At 61.7% G+C, this 17848-nt stretch carries 12 protein-coding genes; 10 read left to right on the top strand and 2 right to left on the bottom strand.

Features of this window, described 5'->3' with window-relative positions; all coding sequences use genetic code 11:
* The first annotated feature begins 4 nt into the window (after positions 1-4).
* The 4 genes from HBO24_RS18855 (at position 5) to HBO24_RS18870 (ending at position 4101) form a co-directional block, all read left to right on the top strand.
* Entirely contained in the window at positions 5-682 is a 678-nt protein-coding gene (locus HBO24_RS18855) for a response regulator transcription factor (protein WP_057960506.1), read from the top strand.
* Between the two features lie 159 nt (positions 683-841).
* The gene (locus HBO24_RS18860) at positions 842-1303 is read left to right on the top strand and encodes an LTXXQ domain protein (protein WP_057439995.1); all 462 of its coding nucleotides are present in this window, start codon (positions 842-844) and stop codon (positions 1301-1303) included.
* 64 nt (positions 1304-1367) lie between these two features.
* Positions 1368-2711, top strand: coding sequence for a HAMP domain-containing sensor histidine kinase (locus HBO24_RS18865; RefSeq protein WP_115128817.1), 1344 nt, complete (start codon positions 1368-1370; stop codon positions 2709-2711).
* Positions 2712-2751: 40 nt separating this feature from the next.
* Positions 2752-4101, top strand: a complete 1350-nt coding sequence (locus HBO24_RS18870) for a CoA transferase (protein WP_170060099.1) — start codon at positions 2752-2754, stop codon at positions 4099-4101.
* Between the two features lie 120 nt (positions 4102-4221).
* Here the strand turns inward: HBO24_RS18870 and arcD (HBO24_RS18875) are convergent, their stop codons facing one another.
* Positions 4222-5649 carry an arginine-ornithine antiporter gene (arcD, locus tag HBO24_RS18875; protein ID WP_057439996.1) on the bottom strand — a complete coding sequence of 476 codons (1428 nt, stop codon included), beginning with the start codon at positions 5647-5649 and terminating at the stop codon, positions 4222-4224.
* Between the two features lie 441 nt (positions 5650-6090).
* Here arcD (HBO24_RS18875) and arcD (HBO24_RS18880) point away from each other — a divergent pair, with 441 nt between their 5' ends.
* The 6 genes from arcD (HBO24_RS18880) to HBO24_RS18905 all read left to right on the top strand — a co-directional run bounded on the left by arcD (HBO24_RS18880) (position 6091) and on the right by HBO24_RS18905 (position 13146).
* A complete protein-coding gene (arcD, locus tag HBO24_RS18880) occupies positions 6091-7518 on the top strand; it encodes an arginine-ornithine antiporter (RefSeq protein WP_057439997.1) in 1428 nt (475 codons plus the stop codon).
* Positions 7519-7552: 34 nt separating this feature from the next.
* On the top strand, positions 7553-8809 hold the full coding sequence (arcA, locus tag HBO24_RS18885) for an arginine deiminase (protein ID WP_115128819.1): 1257 nt from the start codon (positions 7553-7555) through the stop codon (positions 8807-8809).
* Between the two features lie 70 nt (positions 8810-8879).
* A complete protein-coding gene (locus HBO24_RS18890) occupies positions 8880-9890 on the top strand; it encodes an ornithine carbamoyltransferase (RefSeq protein ID WP_029296316.1) in 1011 nt (336 codons plus the stop codon).
* A gap of 194 nt (positions 9891-10084) precedes the next feature.
* Positions 10085-11014: a carbamate kinase gene (gene arcC / locus HBO24_RS18895; RefSeq protein ID WP_170060100.1), complete on the top strand. Its 930-nt coding sequence runs from the start codon at positions 10085-10087 to the stop codon at positions 11012-11014.
* 61 nt (positions 11015-11075) lie between these two features.
* Positions 11076-11438, top strand: coding sequence for a DUF5064 family protein (locus tag HBO24_RS18900; protein WP_057440000.1), 363 nt, complete (start codon positions 11076-11078; stop codon positions 11436-11438).
* Positions 11439-11637: 199 nt separating this feature from the next.
* Complete coding sequence (locus HBO24_RS18905; protein WP_057440001.1) at positions 11638-13146, top strand: sigma-54-dependent transcriptional regulator; 1509 nt, start codon at positions 11638-11640, stop codon at positions 13144-13146.
* On the opposite strand, the gene HBO24_RS18910 is transcribed toward HBO24_RS18905, so the two are convergent.
* Entirely contained in the window at positions 13147-17826 is a 4680-nt protein-coding gene (locus HBO24_RS18910; RefSeq protein WP_170060101.1) for a hypothetical protein, read from the bottom strand.
* Between the last annotated feature and the right edge of the window lie 22 nt (positions 17827-17848).

Genomic DNA, 17848 nt, shown 5'->3' on the forward strand with positions numbered 1-17848 from the left:
AGTCATGAGCGAGCTGTTACTGATAGATGATGACCAGGAGCTTTGTGAGCTGCTGACCAGTTGGTTGAGCCAGGAAGGTTTCCAGGTGCGCGCTTGCCATGACGGCGTAAGCGCGCGCAAAGCCCTGGCCGAAGCCGCGCCGGCGGCGGTGGTGCTGGATGTGATGCTGCCCGACGGCAGCGGCCTGGAGTTGCTCAAGCAATTGCGCGCCGACCACCCGGAGCTGCCGGTACTGATGCTCTCGGCCCGGGGCGAGCCCCTGGACCGGATCCTCGGCCTGGAACTGGGTGCCGATGACTACCTGGCCAAGCCCTGCGACCCCCGCGAACTGACCGCCCGCCTGCGGGCGGTACTGCGCCGCAGCCACCCGACGGCGGTGTCGACCCAGCTGGAACTGGGCGACCTGTGCTTCAGCCCGGTGCGTGGTGTGGTGATCATCGACCATCAGGAACTGACCCTCACCCTGTCCGAAAGCCGCCTGCTGGAAGCCTTGCTGCGCCAGCCGGGCGAGCCCCTGGACAAGCAGGAGCTGGCGCAGATCGCCCTGGGGCGCAAGCTGACCTTGTATGACCGCAGCCTGGACATGCACGTCAGCAACCTGCGCAAGAAAATCGGCCCGCATGCCGACGGCCGCCCGCGGATCGTTGCATTGCGCAGCCGTGGCTACTACTACAGCCTCTGACATCCCCTGCAGGAGCCGGCAAGCCGGCACCTACAGGTTTGTAAGCCCCCGCCCAATCCGTCTTTACCCAAGCTTTACCCTTCCCTGACCGCCGCTGACCTTGATCTTCGTAATCTACTCACATCCGGACTCACCGGAACCGAGACAAGGAGAAACACCATGCGCAAGACCCTTATCGCTCTGATGTTCGCCGCAGCCCTGCCGACCGTCGCCATGGCCATGCCAGAAGGCCATGGCCCGATGGGCGGCCCTGAAGGCCACATGATGGGTGGCCCGGGCCACGGCGGTGAACACGGCATGCGCGGCAAAGGCGGCCCGTTCAGCCAACTGGACCTGACCCGCGAGCAGCGCCAGCAGATCGGCAAACTGATGGGCGAACAACGGGAAGGCCGCCAACAACTGGTCAAGAAGTACCTGGACAAACTCCCGGCCGCTGACCAGAAGGCCATGAAGGACGAAATGGCCGCCGCCAAGCAGAAAACCCAGGCGGATATCCGTGCCCTGCTCAAGCCTGACCAGCAGAAGAAGTTCGACGAAATGGCGAAGAAGCGCGCCGAGCGTCAAGCCGAGTGGCAGCAGTTCCAGGCCTGGAAAGCGCAACAACCGCAAAAAGCGCAATAATGCGTTAGCAACCTCCCAGCCCAGTGGCCCGTGCCGCTGGGCTTTTCCTGTTTGAGGGTTTCCTGTGCGTTCACTCTTCTGGCGCATCCTTGCCAGTTTCTGGCTGGCTATCGCCCTGGTTGCCGGACTGTCGATCCTGCTTGGGCATATGCTCAACCAGGACGCCTGGATTCTCAGCCGCCATCCCGGCCTCAACAACCTGGCCGAAGAATGGACCCAGCGTTATGAAACCCAGGGCGAGGACGCCGCCCAGGATTTGTTGCAACAGCGCAAACGCCAGTACCACGTCGATGTGCAGGTGCTCAACGAGAGCGGCGACCCGGTGGTGCGTGGCACCTTCCCGCGCCGCGCCGCCGCCTTCGAAGCCCGCCAGCATGAGAGCCATGAGGGCCGGCTACCGTGGCGCCGCCTGACGGCCGAGTACACCAGTGAAAAAACCGGCGATACCTACCTGCTGATCTATCGTATCGCCCTGCCGGAGCTAGATGCCTGGCACCGCAGCAGCCTGCTCTGGCCCTTGAGTGCCCTGGCGATTGCGTTGGTGGTGCTGACCCTGTTCAGCCTGCTGGTGACCCTGTCCATCACTCGCCCCCTCAGCCGTCTGCGCGGTGCAGTGCATGACCTGGGCCAGACCACGTACCAGCAAAACAGCCTGGCGCGCCTGGCCGACCGACGTGATGAATTTGGCGTGCTGGCCACCGACTTCAACCGCATGGGCGCTCGCCTGCAAAGCCTGATCGGCAGCCAGCGGCAATTGCTGCGCGATGTGTCCCACGAACTGCGCTCGCCCCTGGCGCGCCTGCGGATCGCCCTGGCCCTGGCGGAGCGGGCCACGCCCGAAGCCCGGGAGAAGCTCTGGCCGCGCCTGACCCTGGAATGTGATCGCCTGGAAGCCTTGATCAGCGAGATCCTGGTGCTGGCGCGGGTCGACGCCGACAACGCCAGCGCCGAAGACATCGACCTCAACGCCCTGCTCAAGACCCTGCAAAAGGACGCCCAGCTCGGCGCCCCGGAGCAGCTGGTGCAACTGCAAGCCGAGCCGGCGCTGCAACTCAAGGGCTGGCCCCATATGATCGAGCGGGCGCTGGACAACCTGTTGCGTAATGCCCAGCGCTTCAACCCTCCCACCCAGCCGATTGAAGTCCAGGCCCAGCGCCAAGGCGAACGCATTGTGATCAGCGTGCGCGACCACGGCCCGGGCGTGGAGGCCGAACACCTGCAAAAACTGGGCGAGCCGTTTTACCGCGCCCCCGGGCAAACCGCCCAAGGTCATGGGCTGGGCCTGGCCATCGCCCGCCGGGCCGCCGAACGTCATGGCGGCAGCTTGAGCCTGGCCAATCACCCGGAGGGCGGATTTATCGCCACCCTGGACTTGCCCTTGCAGCCGGGGATTGCAGCACACCCCTGAAGATCTTCTATGATGGCCCCTCTCTTATGGAGGGCCTTTGATGACTGATCTGCTCACCTCGATCCAGCGTGCACTCGATCTGCCGCCCACGCCGCTGGCGACCACTGAAGCCGGCGCCCTGCCGTCAACCTTCGCTGTCACCGAGCTGGCCTGCGCCAGCATCGGGGCTGCAGGACAGGCCATAGCCCGGCTGCTGGAACAACAAACCGGGCGCCTGCCCCTGATCAGCGTCGACCCGCGCCTGGCCTCCTTCTGGTTCTCCAGCTCCCTGCGCCCACTGGGCTGGAGCGTGCCGCCGCTGTGGGATCCGATTGCCGGGGACTACGCCTGCGCTGACGGCTGGATTCGTCTGCACACCAACGCCCCCCACCACCGCGCAGCTGCCGAGCGTGTACTGGGGCAGGTCGCGGATCGGGCGGCGATGGCGCTCAAGGTCGCCTCCTGGAACGCCGCCGAGCTTGAGCAGGCGATTGTCGATGAGGCCGGCTGTGCCGCGCAGATGCGCACCTGGCAGCAGTGGCAGGCTCATCCCCAAGGGTCGGCGGTCAATCAGGAACCGTTGGTGGCATGGGAGCGCTTCGAGGCAGCCGGCAACACCACCTGGCTGGGCAACGTGGCGCGCCCGTTGGCGGGGGTCAAGGTACTGGACCTGACCCGCGTTCTGGCCGGTCCTGTGGCCAGCCGTTTTCTCGCAGGGCTTGGCGCCGACGTATTACGCATCGACTCCCCCACCTGGAACGAACCAGGGGTCGTGCCGGAAATGACCCTGGGCAAACGCTGCGCGCGCCTGGACCTTAAAAACACCGACGACCGGCAATTGTTCGAAGGTTTGCTCAAGGATGCCGACATTCTGTTTCACGGTTATCGGGCCGATGCACTGGAGCAACTGGGTTACAACGCGAGCGCAGTGCAGCAACTCGCCCCCGGCCTGATCGACGTCAGCCTCAACGCCTACGGCTGGAGCGGCCCGTGGCGCAATCGCCGGGGCTTCGACAGCCTGGTGCAGATGAGCAGCGGCATCGCCCACGCCGGCATGCAATGGAAGCAGGCGGATAAACCCGTGCCGCTGCCGGTGCAGGCGCTGGACCATGCCACCGGTTACCTGATGGCGGCCAGTGCGATACGGGCCTTGGCCGAGCGTTTAAGCAGCGGGCATGGGGTTTCGGCCCGGCTGTCGCTGGCGCGTACGGCGAAATTGTTGATCGAGGCGGGACAAGACGTGAAGCAGCCAGCGTTGCGTGAAGAAGAACCGAGTGATCAGGGGCTGCTGGTGGAGCAGACGGCCTGGGGGCCGGCGCATCGGTTGCTGGCGCCGGTCACTCTTGCCGGGACACCGCTGCAATGGGATTTGCCGGCTGGGGAATTGGGCGCGCATCGGGCACGGTGGTGACCTTGAAATGGTTATCGCGGGCAAGCCCGGCTCCCACAGTTGACCGGGTACACGATCAACTGCGGGAGCGGGCTTGCCCGCGATAAGGCCCTCCCCAGCACAATCAACCAAGCGTCATGCTCACAGGGTCAGCACCCCGCTATACAACCCATACGCCGCCAGGCTCGCCCCGGCAATCACGCAACTGAAAATCCCCTTTTCCAGCAAGGTAAACAGCGGCTGGCCCTGCTCGCGCTTGGCCTGGGCAAACAAAATCACCCCAGGTGCATACAGCAACGCCGACAGCAGCAGGTATTTCAAGCCCCCGGCATACAGCAGCCACACCGCATAGCCCAGGGCAATCACGCCGACCAGCAGGTCCTTGAGCCGCTGGCCATGGGCTTCTTCGTAGGTTTCTCCGCGCCCGCACAACAACACGGCATAGGCCGCCGACCATAAATACGGCACGAGGATCATCGACGACGCCAGGTAGATCAACGTGGTGTAAGTGCTGGCCGAAAACAGCGTGATCACCAGGAACAGCTGGATCATCACATTGGTCAGCCACAACGCATTGACCGGCACGCGGTTGGCATTTTCCTTTTTCAGGAAGGCCGGCATGGTCTTGTCATGGGCAGTGGCGTAGAGAATCTCGGCACACAGCAAGGCCCATGACAGCAACGCCCCCAGCAGCGACACCGCCAGGCCGATGCTGATCAACATTGCGCCCCAGGGGCCGACGATATGTTCCAGCACGCCCGCCAGTGAGGGGTTCTGCAAGTTGGCCAACTCGGGCTGGCTCATGATCCCCAGGGACAGCACGTTGACCAGCACCAGCAGGGCCAGCACTCCGACAAACCCGATCACCGTGGCGCGGCCCACGTCCGAGCGTTTTTCCGCGCGCGCCGAGTACACGCTGGCCCCTTCGATACCGATAAACACAAACACGGTGACCAGCATCATATTGCGCACCTGGTCCATCACCCCACCGAACTGCGGGTTGCCCAGGCCCCAGATATCCCGGGTGAATACATCCGCCTTGAAGGCCACGGCGGCGATCACGATAAACATCAGCAGCGGTACGATCTTGGCCACGGTGGTGACCTGGTTGATAAACGCTGCCTCCTTGATCCCGCGCATCACCAGAAAATGCACAGCCCACAGCAGCAACGACGCGCAACCGATCGCCACCGGCGTGTTGCCCTGGCCGAACACCGGAAAAAAATAGCCCAGGGTGCTGAACAGCAACACGAAATAGCCCACGTTACCCATCCAGGCGCTGATCCAGTAGCCCCAGGCAGACGAGAAGCCCATGTAGTCGCCAAAACCGGCCTTGGCGTAGGCATACACCCCGGAGTCGAGGTTGGGCTTGCGGTTGGCCAGGGTCTGGAACACGAACGCGAGGGTCAACATGCCAATGGCAGTGATCCCCCAACCGATCAGGATCGCCCCCACCTCGGCCCGCGCAGCCATGTTCTGTGGCAACGAGAAGATTCCGCCGCCAATCATCGAGCCCACCACCAATGCCACCAGGGCACTGAGACGCAGCTTTTGTGCCGGTTGCGACATAGAAACTCCTGCAGATAAAACAGTTATTGAGCGCTGCACTCAGCTAATTTATCGAAATCAATCAATGTTTATTAGCTATAGCGAATAAAACTGCTCGCCTCATAACTTAATGACATTTCAATTAGTCGAGTTTAGGTAAATTTAGAATTTAAATACGGCTTGTCTTTTATCCATGGGAGGTATTTGGCAAAGCCTCTGAAAAAGTTTGCACATCTGCGAAAACGGGCTAGCTTCAAGCGTCCACGTCTTGCGCACAAAAGGATTAACCCGAACGGAGAGATGCTCTGAAATGAGCATATCCGGGCAATTATACGCCTGTAGCATTTATTCATAAGTCTTTAATTCACAATGGAATGTGCCAATGAAGTGATCTAAGTCAGCTATTTGAATAGCGCACAGTTTTATTCTGTGGTCTCTCTTCTCCTGCATTGGAGTCACGCAATGTCTGAATCTCCCGGAAAACTTCGATTAGGCGCCCTTGTTGCTCTTGTTGTGGGCTCAATGATTGGCGGCGGGATCTTCTCGTTGCCGCAAAATATGGCCGCCAGCGCCGATGTCGGTGCGGTGTTGATTGGTTGGGTTATCACTGCCGTGGGTATGTTGACCCTGGCCTTTGTATTCCAGACTCTGGCCAATCGCAAACCTGACCTGGACGGCGGCGTGTACGCCTACGCCAAGGCCGGTTTTGGCGACTACATGGGTTTCTCGTCAGCCTGGGGCTACTGGATCAGTGCCTGGCTGGGCAACGTCGGCTACTTCGTGTTGCTGTTCAGCACCCTGGGCTACTTCTTCCCCATCTTCGGCGAAGGCAACACCCCGGCGGCAGTGATCGGCGCCTCGGTGCTGTTGTGGGCCGTGCATTTTCTGGTATTGCGCGGGATCAAGGAGGCGGCGTTTATCAACCTGGTGACCACCGTCGCCAAGATCGTACCGCTGGTGCTGTTTGTATTGATCGCGCTGTTCGCGTTCAAGCTGGACATCTTCACCGCTGATATCTGGGGCCTGAAAAACCCCGACCTGGGCAGCGTAATGAACCAGGTGCGCAACATGATGCTGGTCACCGTATGGGTATTTATCGGTATCGAAGGCGCGAGCATCTTCTCGTCCCGTGCCGAAAAACGCTCGGACGTGGGCAAGGCCACCGTTATCGGCTTTATCACCGTGCTGCTGTTCCTGATGCTGGTGAACGTGCTGTCCCTGGGCATCATGACCCAACCGGAACTGGCCAAGCTGCAGAACCCGTCGATGGCCGCCGTGCTGGAGCATGTGGTCGGCCACTGGGGCGCGGTGCTGATCAGCGTCGGCTTGATCATCTCGCTGCTGGGTGCGCTGCTGTCGTGGGTGCTGCTGTGCGCAGAGATCATGTTCGCCGCTGCCAAAGACCACACCATGCCGGAGTTCCTGCGTAAGGAAAACGCCAACCATGTGCCGGTCAACGCCCTGTGGCTGACCAACGCCATGGTCCAGGTCTTCCTGGTGATCACCCTGTTTTCCGCCAGCACCTACCTGTCGCTGATCTACCTCGCCACCTCGATGATCCTGGTGCCCTACCTGTGGTCGGCGGCCTACGCGCTGCTGCTGGCAGTGCGCGGCGAGACCTACGAGGCGGCCCTGGCCGAGCGCAAGAAAGACCTGTTTATCGGCGCCGTCGCCCTGATCTACGCGGTCTGGCTGCTGTATGCCGGTGGCACCAAGTACCTGCTGCTGTCCGCCCTGCTCTACGCCCCTGGCGCGATCCTGTTCGCCAAAGCCAAGCGTGAACTGGGCAAACCGATTTTCACCAACGTCGAGAAGCTGATTTTCGCCGCAGTGGTCATTGGCGCCCTGGTGGCGGCCTATGGGCTCTACGACGGCTTCCTGACCCTGTAACACCTGAATCTTTATGTTCACTGGAGGATCTGTAATGACCACGGAAAAAGTTAAGTACGGCGTACATTCCGAAGCCGGCAAACTGCGCAAAGTCATGGTGTGTTCCCCAGGTCTGGCCCATCAGCGGCTGACCCCCAACAATTGCGACGAACTGTTGTTCGATGACGTGCTCTGGGTTGCCCAGGCCAAGCGGGACCATTTCGACTTCGTCACCAAGATGCGCGAACGCGATATTGATGTGCTGGAAATGCACAACCTGCTGACCGACATTGTTGCCATCCCCGCAGCCCTGGACTGGATCCTGGAGCGCAAGATCACTGCCGATACAGTTGGCCTGGGCCTGGCCGATGAAGTCGGTTCCTGGCTGCGCAGCCTGGAGCCGCGCAAGATCGCCGAGTTCCTGATCGGTGGCGTGTCGGCCGATGACCTGCCGAGCAGCTTTGGTGGCAAGACCATCGAGATGTTCCGCGACTTCCTCGGCCACTCAAGCTTTATCCTGCCGCCGCTGCCCAACACCCAGTTCACCCGCGACACCACCTGCTGGATCTACGGTGGCGTAACGCTCAACCCGATGTACTGGCCGGCGCGACGTCAGGAAACCCTGCTGACCACCGCCATCTACAAGTTCCACCCCGAGTTCACCAACGCCGACTTCCAGATCTGGTACGGCGACCCTGACCTGCAACACGGTGCAGCCACCCTGGAAGGCGGCGACGTGATGCCGATTGGCAACGGCGTGGTCTTGATCGGTATGGGCGAGCGCTCGTCCCACCAGGCCATCGGCCAACTGGCGCGCAACCTGTTCAAGAACAAGGCCGTGGAAAAAGTCATCGTTGCCGGCCTGCCGAAATCCCGCGCCGCGATGCACCTGGACACCGTGTTCAGCTTCTGCGACCGCGACCTGGTCACCGTCTTCCCCGAAGTGGTAAGCCAGATCGTTCCTTTCACCCTGCGCCCTGACGAAAGCAAGCCCCACGGCATTGATATCCAACGGGAGAAAACCAACTTCCTCGACACCGTGGCCGCAGCCCTTGGCCTCAAGACCCTGCGCGTAGTGGAAACCGGCGGCAACAGCTTCGCCGCCGAACGCGAACAGTGGGATGACGGCAACAACGTGGTAGCGGTAGAGCCTGGCGTGGTGATCGGTTACGACCGCAACACCTACACCAACACCCTGCTGCGCAAGGCCGGTGTGGAAGTCATCACTATCAGTGCCGGTGAACTGGGCCGCGGCCGTGGCGGTGGCCACTGCATGACCTGCCCAATCATCCGCGATCCTATCGACTACTAAACGACCGTCTCCCCGGTCGGCACCTACCCGATGCCGACCGGGCCGATTACCGAATCCAAGGAGAATCATCATGGCGTTCAACATCCACAACCGTAACCTGCTGAGCCTGGAACACCACACCCCGCGCGAGCTGCGCTACCTGCTGGACCTGTCCCGCGATCTCAAGCGCGCCAAGTACACCGGCACCGAGCAGCAGCACCTCAAAGGCAACAACATCGCGCTGATCTTCGAGAAAACCTCGACCCGCACCCGATGTGCCTTCGAAGTCGCAGCCTATGACCAGGGCGCCAACGTCACCTATATCGACCCGAACTCGTCGCAGATCGGCCACAAAGAAAGCATGAAAGACACCGCCCGCGTACTCGGGCGCATGTACGACGCCATCGAATACCGTGGTTTCAAGCAGGAAATCGTCGAAGAACTGGCGAAATTTGCCGGGGTACCGGTGTTCAACGGCCTGACCGACGAGTACCACCCAACCCAGATGATCGCCGACGTGCTGACCATGCGTGAACACGCTGACAAGCCGATCCACGACATCAGCTACGCCTACCTGGGCGACGCCCGTAACAACATGGGCAACTCGCTGCTGCTGGTCGGCGCCAAACTGGGCATGGACGTACGCATCTGCGCACCCAAAGCCCTGTGGCCCCACGATGACCTGGTCGGTCGCTGCAAAAAATACGCGGAAGAAAGCGGTGCACGCATCACCCTCACCGAAGACCCGAAAGCGGCGGTCAAGGGCGTGGACTTTATCCACACTGACGTCTGGGTCTCCATGGGCGAGCCAGTGGAAGCCTGGGCCGAGCGTATCGAGCAACTGCTGCCGTACCAGGTCAATGCCCAACTGATGAAAGCCACCGGCAACCCACGCACCAAGTTCATGCACTGCCTGCCGGCGTTCCATAACAGCGATACCAAGATCGGCAAACAGATTGCCGAGCAGTATCCGCACCTGGCCAACGGCATCGAAGTGACCGACGACGTGTTCGAGTCCCCAGCCTGCATCGCCTTCGAGCAAGCGGAAAATCGCATGCACACCATCAAGGCGATCCTGGTTTCGACGCTGGCTGACTTGTAACCCAACACCGCTCCCACTGATGTAACACGGTCAATGTGGGAGCGGGCTTTATGCGGCCTTGCCCGCGATGCAGTCACCTCGGTCTGCCAGGCATATTGAGGTGATGCCATCGCAGGCAAGCCAGCTCCCACATAAAGCCAGCTCCGACATTTTGTCCGGTGTTCACAAAGCCGCACTCTAAAAGGACAACCGCTATGCGTATCGTCGTTGCTCTGGGCGGTAACGCCCTGCTCCGCCGTGGTGAACCCATGACTGCGGACAACCAACGCGCCAATATCCGGGTCGCCACCGAACAGATTGCCAAGATCCATCCCGGCAACGAGTTGGTGATCGCCCACGGCAATGGGCCGCAAGTCGGCCTGCTGTCCCTGCAAGCCGCCGCCTACACCCAGGTCTCGCCCTACCCGCTGGACGTGCTGGGTGCCGAAACCGAAGGCATGATCGGCTACATCATCGAACAGGAACTGGGCAACCTGCTGGACTTTGAGGTGCCATTCGCCACCCTACTGACCCAGGTTGAAGTGGACGCCAACGACCCGGCCTTCCAGAACCCGACCAAGCCGATAGGCCCGGTCTACTCCAAAGCCGAAGCGGAAAAACTGGCCGCCGAAAAAGGCTGGGCGATTGCCCCCGATGGCGATAAATACCGCCGGGTAGTGGCCAGCCCACGGCCCAAACGCATCTTTGAGATCCGCCCGATCAAGTGGCTGCTGGAAAAGAGCAGCATCGTGATCTGTGCCGGCGGCGGCGGCATCCCGACCATGTATGACGAGAACGGCAAGCTCAAGGGCATCGAGGCCGTGATCGACAAAGACCTGTGTTCCTCGCTGCTGGCCCAGCAACTGGAAGCCGACCTGCTGGTGATCGCCACCGACGTCAACGCCGCCTTTATCGACTTCGGCAAGCCGACGCAAAAGGCTATCGGCCAGGCCCACCCCGACGACATGGAAACACTCGGCTTCGCCGCCGGCTCCATGGGGCCTAAGGTCCAGGCCGCCTGCGAGTTCGCCCGCAACACTGGCAAAACCGCAGTGATCGGTTCACTCTCGGACATCGAAGCGATCGTCCAGGGCACCGCCGGTACCCGTATCAGCACGGCAAAACCTGGCATCACCTACTTATAACTACACCCCGGGCGGCTGTTGCAGCCGCCCTTCTCCAATGCCTTGTTAGGGAGAGACGCCTATGGCCATTTTTGAACCCGGTCACTTGCATGTTGAACGCCACGCCTTGAATGCCCAGGACCACAGCTACGACCTGTGCATCGACTATGAAGTCAGCCAGGATCCAAAGGAAGGCAAGGGAATGCTCTTCAAGATGCATGGTTCGGTGCAGGGCAAAGAGCTCAAGGAAGAATTCTTCCTGCCCAAGGACCAGGCCTTCGACTTTGCCCGCCATGCCATGAACATCGCGCAGAAATACGGCATGCCGAAAACCGCGGTCCTCAACGGAGGCATGCATAAACAGTACGACTTGATGTTCGAGGATGTGCGCCACCAGCTGGATGTAAAGCCGGGCGATCCGATCAAGCCTGAACACCTGGAATAACCCCTGCTCCACGGCCAAAACAGATCAAATGTGGGAGCCAGCTTGTGTGGGAGCTGGCTTGCCTGCGATGAAGGCACCTCGATGTATCAGTCACACCTCGATGAGGCTATCGCAGGCAAGCCAACTCCCACATTTTTGATCTCCACCGTCGCTCAGGCATACTGGCCACCCTCCGCATTGCAGAATCAAAGTCCGCCCCATGCGTATCCACGTCAGCTTCATCGACCGCGTCGGCATTACCCAGGAAGTCCTGGCCCTGCTCGGTGGGCGCAATCTCAACCTGGATGCGGTGGAGATGATCCCGCCCAACGTCTACATCGACGCGCCGACCCTGAGCGTGGAGGTGCTGGAAGAGTTGCGCGACGCGCTGTTCAGCGTCCATGGCGTACAGGCGGTGACGGTGGTGGATATCCTTCCCGGCCAGCGCCGCCATCTGCAACTCGACGCCCTGCTGGCGGCCATGACCGACCCGGTCCTGGCCCTGGACAGCGCCGGCAAGGTGCTGCTGGCCAACCCGGCGCTGATCGCCCTCTATGGCCGCGAGCCGGCTGGCGAAAGTATCGCCGAGCTGTTTGACGATCCGGCACTGCTGGAAGCCTTGCTCGAACATGGCTTTCGCCTGCCCCTGCGCGAGATCAGCGTCAACGGCCAGACCTTGCTGCTGGATGCCACGCCGATTACCGATGCCGGCGCGCTGCTGACTTTGTACCAACCCAATCGCATCGGCGAGCGGCTCTCGGCGCTGCACCATGACCATGCCGAAGGCTTCGATGCGTTGCTGGGCGAGTCCGTGGCCATCCGCACCCTCAAGACCCGTGCGCAACGGGTGGCGGCCCTCGACGCCCCGCTGTTGATCCAGGGCGAGACCGGCACCGGCAAAGAGCTGGTGGCCCGCGCCTGCCATGCCATCAGCGCACGCCACAGCTCACCGTTCCTGGCGCTGAACTGCGCGGCGCTGCCGGAAAACCTCGCCGAAAGCGAGCTGTTCGGCTACGCCCCCGGCGCCTTTACCGGCGCCCAGCGCGGCGGCAAGCCAGGGCTGATGGAACTGGCCAACCAGGGCACGGTGTTTCTCGATGAGATCGGCGAGATGTCGCCGTACTTGCAGGCCAAGCTGCTGCGTTTTCTCAATGACGGCAGCTTTCGCCGGGTCGGCGGCGACCGCGAGGTCAAGGTCAATGTGCGCATCCTCAGCGCCACCCACCGCGACCTGGAAAAGATGGTCAGCGAAGGCACCTTCCGCGAAGACCTGTTCTACCGCCTCAATGTGCTGAATGTGGAAGTACCGCCCCTGCGCGAACGTGGCCAGGACATCCTGCTGCTGGCCCGCTACTTCATGCAGCAGGCCTGCGCGCAGATCCAGCGCCCGGTCTGCCGCCTGGCACCGGGCACCTACCCGGCGCTGCTGGGCAACCGCTGGCCGGGTAATGTGCGCCAGTTGCAGAACGTGATCTTCCGCGCCGCCGCCATTTGCGAAAGCAACCTGGTGGACATTGGCGACCTGGATATCGCCGGCACCTCGGTCGCCCGCCAGAGCGACGGCGAAGTGAACAGCCTGGAGCAGGCCGTTGAGGACTTTGAGCGCAGCCTGCTCGAAAAGCTCTACAGCACCTATCCCTCGACACGTCAGTTGGCCAACCGTCTACAGACGTCTCACACCGCTATCGCCCATCGGTTGCGCAAATACGGCATCCCCGGCAAACCCTGATCACCACAGGACCCTGCGTCCACGCTGGATCACCGCCCCCGTCGCGCTGAAAAACAGCTGCTGGGCCATGGCTGGGCTGATCCGCGAATAGTAGATCGCAATCACATCGCTGTCGGTCTTGTCGGCCAGGCTGCGAAAGCTCATAAAGCGTTGTTCCGGCCGTTTCAAATGGCCGGCGCTGTATGGCGCGTTGGCCGCCTCACGTGTGCGGTAATGAAAATGGGCGTAGGCCAATACCTTGCCGCCAGTGTCCTTGACCAGGTATTCCTGCAGGAAATCATTCTCCCGTTTAAGCGCTATGCGCCCCTCTATCGGTAGGATTTGCACCTCATTCTGGCTCTTGAGGTAGGCAATCCCCTCTTCATCAGGTGCCAGGCGCTTGACCATCTCGATACGGATCAGCCTGCCGTGCTCCGCCAGGCGGCTGGAGGCCTGCCCCAGCTCCTTGAGCAGGGGCTCCTGCGTTTGGCTTTGCTCCTGCCCCAGGGCCTTGCGGATCTTATCGGCCACCCCATTGATTTTCCCGGCATGCCGTAACAATCGGGCCTCGACGCTGGCGGGCTGGCTGGAGAGGCGCGCTTCGTTACGCGCCTGCTCAAGCACAGTCGACTGGCGCGCCAGCAGCTTGCGCCCATCGTCCCTGAGCCTTTCCAGGGAGCGCACCGGGCGCACTGGCGGCGTACGGGCCTGGGTGATTGCCTCAAACTCATCACTGCCAGGCGCCTGCCGAAAGCTCGTCACCACACTCTGATCGACCGGATTGATGACATCAACAATGTGCTCGTTCATCTGCGGCGTACGCGCCCGAACCTGGCCCACCAGATAGCGGCTCTTGCGGTCACGGATCAGGCGCTTGCCAGAGCCAAGCGCGGGCCCGGGCGCGCGTGCAGGAGTCTGCTCGCGCTCACGCAGCAGCGCCGCCAGGGAACCGCGCGCTTCATGCTCCAAGGCGTTGAGCATGCGATTCAAGCGCTCGATGCTGCCCTCATAGAGCAGGTCGGAATCCATGTCGCCGTACTCACGCAGGGACGCTTGGGTGTTGTCATAGTCGAGCAAAATCGCGTCATAGCCGTCGATGCGCTGTTGCACACTCAGGGGGCCTGCCTCCTGCAGGTTTTTTTGTGACTGCACCGATTGGGTCGCCTCATCGACCAACGAGCCGATCCGGATGAAATCCTCATATTCCTCGGGCTTCGGCGGCCTGCGCACTATCACCCCGCCCAATGCCTTCAACTGCAGCGACTTCCAGTCCAGCGGCGTGCCAAGCGTGGAGGGAAGCAAGGCTTCAGGCCGCGAGTCATACCCGGGTACCTGGGCCAGCCTGGCATAGTTGTTTCGCTCCAGGATGCTCAAGTCGATCAGTTGCTCGTTGTAGCCAATAATTGTCTGCATCGACTCGACGAGCGTGTGGTGCGCAGCCTGAACAACGGCTACGTCTTCATGCTCCAGCTGTTCACCCAACTGGCTGCGACGCTCACCGGGAAACACCTCGTTCGAGCGGTTTGCGATCAGCATCACCATCTGCACACGCAGGGTCTGGACAAGGTCCTCCAACTGCAGGATCTTTTCCGGCTCGAACCGCTCCACGGGTTTGTTGGCATTTTTTGCGATCAACGCGTCCAGCCGGTTGAACTGCGCCCGGCTTTGTTTCTCCAGGGCGGCCAGATAGCTGGCCCGCAGCGCTTGCAGGGATGGATCAAAGAGTTTTTGCTGATCGCCGCCGTGGGCGTGTTCAAAGCGCTCTTCGGCGGCCGCCGCGGCTTTTTCAGCCTCCATCAGGCGTTCCGTCATCTCTTGATAATGACGTTCAAACATCTGGTTCTGACGCTGGATATTGGCGCGGCGGCTGGCAGCCGACAGCTTGGGATGGCCACCGAGCAATTGCAGGCCCAGGTCGACTTTCCACACCCCGCGTGAATCTTTCCTGAGCCAGGGGCCGGCGCGCAGGGGATTTCTCAGGTCCACGATGCGCCAACGCCCATCCACCTGCTTGCCCCCATACAGCTGGCTGTCAATCAACAGGTAATCTTCATGGCTGACCGTGCCGCCGGCGCGCCGCACCGCGACCCGGCCGCGTATAGGGCTGTCTGGCGAGCTGACCATGGGCGTTCCCGGCCACTGCTCGCCCTGCCCTGGGGACCAGCGGAAGGTCTCAAGCTGTGCCTGTTGCGCGGGATCAAGGCGCAACCGCGCGTTGGCCCAGGAAAAGTCCATGCCCGTGACATCGGCCAGTGAACGCTGCCAGGCAAACGTCGACGGCGTCTGCTGGACATGCCTGACCGCCGTGGTTTCGATCGCGCCAGTAGACAGTGGCCGGGTCTCACTCAACCGCAAACGCTGATCAAGGCTGACCACCGGGCTCAACAGCAGGCCGGCCAGGCTGCCGAGCAAATCGACCAGGGCACCGGCGGTGTCTTCCTGACTGGCTGCGGCCGGCAAAGCCAGCACCGTGCGAAAGCTGACATACACCTGGGACAACCACCCCGCCACTGCCACCGATCCCCTGAGCAGGGGCAGCAGGGCATTGAAGATCTGCCAGAGATTATTCTTGAACAGCGTCCAACGCAGCGCCTCGATAGAGGTGGCGCGTTTTTCGGCGGACTGCCAAAGGCTCCTGGCGTTTTCATCAAATACCGTCTCAAGAAACACCCCAGGTACTGGCTCGTCGCTGAGCAATGCCGGGCTGGCCGCAGCGTGCTCGCTGTATTCGTCCCCCTGTAGAAAGCGCTGGACATGGGGGCTTGAAAACCCGCCGTTGGCAAACAATGCGCGGCTGTTTTCAGACAGTTGCTCAAGCACCACCGCCTGCAGGTCACTGCCCGTTCGAGTGATCTCGTCGAGCAGCGCCTGGCGGCTGGCGAACTGCTGGAGCAGCGCCCCGGCCTGATCAGGCCGGTACAGAATATGGGGCAACGGGCTGTTATCCCGCGGACCGATGACAAACAGGTTGCTGGCTTTATGCACCGTTCCCCCGGCATGCGTCAGAAAAGCCAAGGGCCGGGCGATGATCACTTGGTTCCCGACCGCCCGCTTGAGCGGGTCGCTCTGCAGCAAGGCTTGCACCACCTCTGCGCCGGGCGGGGTAAACCCGTTGCGTTGGCGCAGGCTGTTCTCAAGGGCGCGCAATGGAAGCTGCAAGGCCATCTGCTCGACAAACAAGCGTCGGCGCCGTGCAGACTCTGCCGGGTCCGACACCAGCGCCCGTTTGAGTAACGCGGGGTAATGCCGCCCCACATCGACCGTCTCAATCAGTTTTTCCAGGTACGCCGGCCTGATCCACGCGGCAACCTCCTGCCCCGGCGCCGCCTGATGGGCGATCTGCACACTGGCATAGGGGGTAGCAAAGGGGTTTTCCAACGACCATGAGGTCAAGGACTTGGTGGTGCGCTGCGTCCAGCCCACCGTGGCGCCTTGGGTGCGTTCAAACGTCAGCAGGTAATCATCCGGATTGATCGCGGTTTCTTGCGGGAAATCCAGGCGCATCTGGCGTTGCAGCGCTTGGCGGGCATACACGTCAATCGGCTCCAGCCCGTCGAGAAACGATGCACCGCCCGTGCGTTTTTGCAGGTGTGCCAGACGCTCCAGCCATTGGCCATAGGTGTTCCGGTCGGCCCCGCTGGCGACCTGCAACCACAGCGGCAACTGCTCTTCGTGGGGCTGCTGGAGATAGTCGCCCTCGAACCACACCTCGGGTGCGGTGAGTTGGCTGAACAGGCGCTTGTAGCTGTCGACGCCGGGCAGGGCCGACCAATTGAGCTGCTGCAACGCCCTTAACTGGCGCTCCAGCAAGGTCTGGGCCTGTGCATCGAACACATCGCCTTGCGGCTCCTTGAGCACCCAATTGACGAGCAGTCCGGGAGTGTAGTGGCTCATGTAGCGCGGCAGCAGGCTGCCCAACTCGTCCAACGCAGTCAGTTTGAGCAGGCTTATCGCGGGAACATAAACCAGGTTGACCTGTTGCTGCGCGACCTGACGCTGCAAGACCAACAAAGGCAGCCACTCGCCGGGCCGCCCCTCCTGGCCGGCATAGACTTGATAGATCCGCAGCACATCGGCCCCGCCCAGCGCTTGCCGGTCCACCTGATGGCCCCACAGTTCCTGCGGCCCGTCCCCCAGCCCCAGCAGCGCGCTTGCTTGCTGCGGTGTCAGGGGCGGAGTCTGCCGGGCGCTGAGCAGACACTCACGCAACTGCGTGCCGACTGCGCCCCAGCGACTAAGCCCTGCATCGCCGGGGGCAGGCGCGTTCCAGTAGGCCACCAGCCTTGCGTTAAAACCGGCGAGCAACTGGGGGGCAAGGGCGTTGAGCATGAACTCAATATCATCGACCGACACCACATCGGTTATCAGCACGAGGCCATGGCTTATGGAACTGACCAACAGGTAGTGATGACCGGCCACGTAGTTCAGCACTTCGCTGCTCATGCAGCGCCTGATCAAGGCATCACCCAGGGTTGTGAGCTGGGTGTAGCTATCAGCGCCAGCTTGAGCGGGCTGCCTCACGCCGATCCAGGTGATGTTGGCCCGTAAACGGGAGGCCGCGAACCCGTCGGCGATCCAGTCCTGGACCATGGACTCGGCCACTTGCGTCAACGTCGGGCGCTGGGCAAACAGGCGCCGGAGAAAATCGCGGGATGCGTTTAGCTGGGAAGTGCCCTGAAATGCCGCTATTGAATGGCTCATGCCGCGCGTCCTAATCATTGGA

It is taken from the genome of Pseudomonas sp. WS 5410 (assembly GCF_012985645.1).
Lineage (GTDB): Bacteria > Pseudomonadota > Gammaproteobacteria > Pseudomonadales > Pseudomonadaceae > Aquipseudomonas > Aquipseudomonas shahriarae.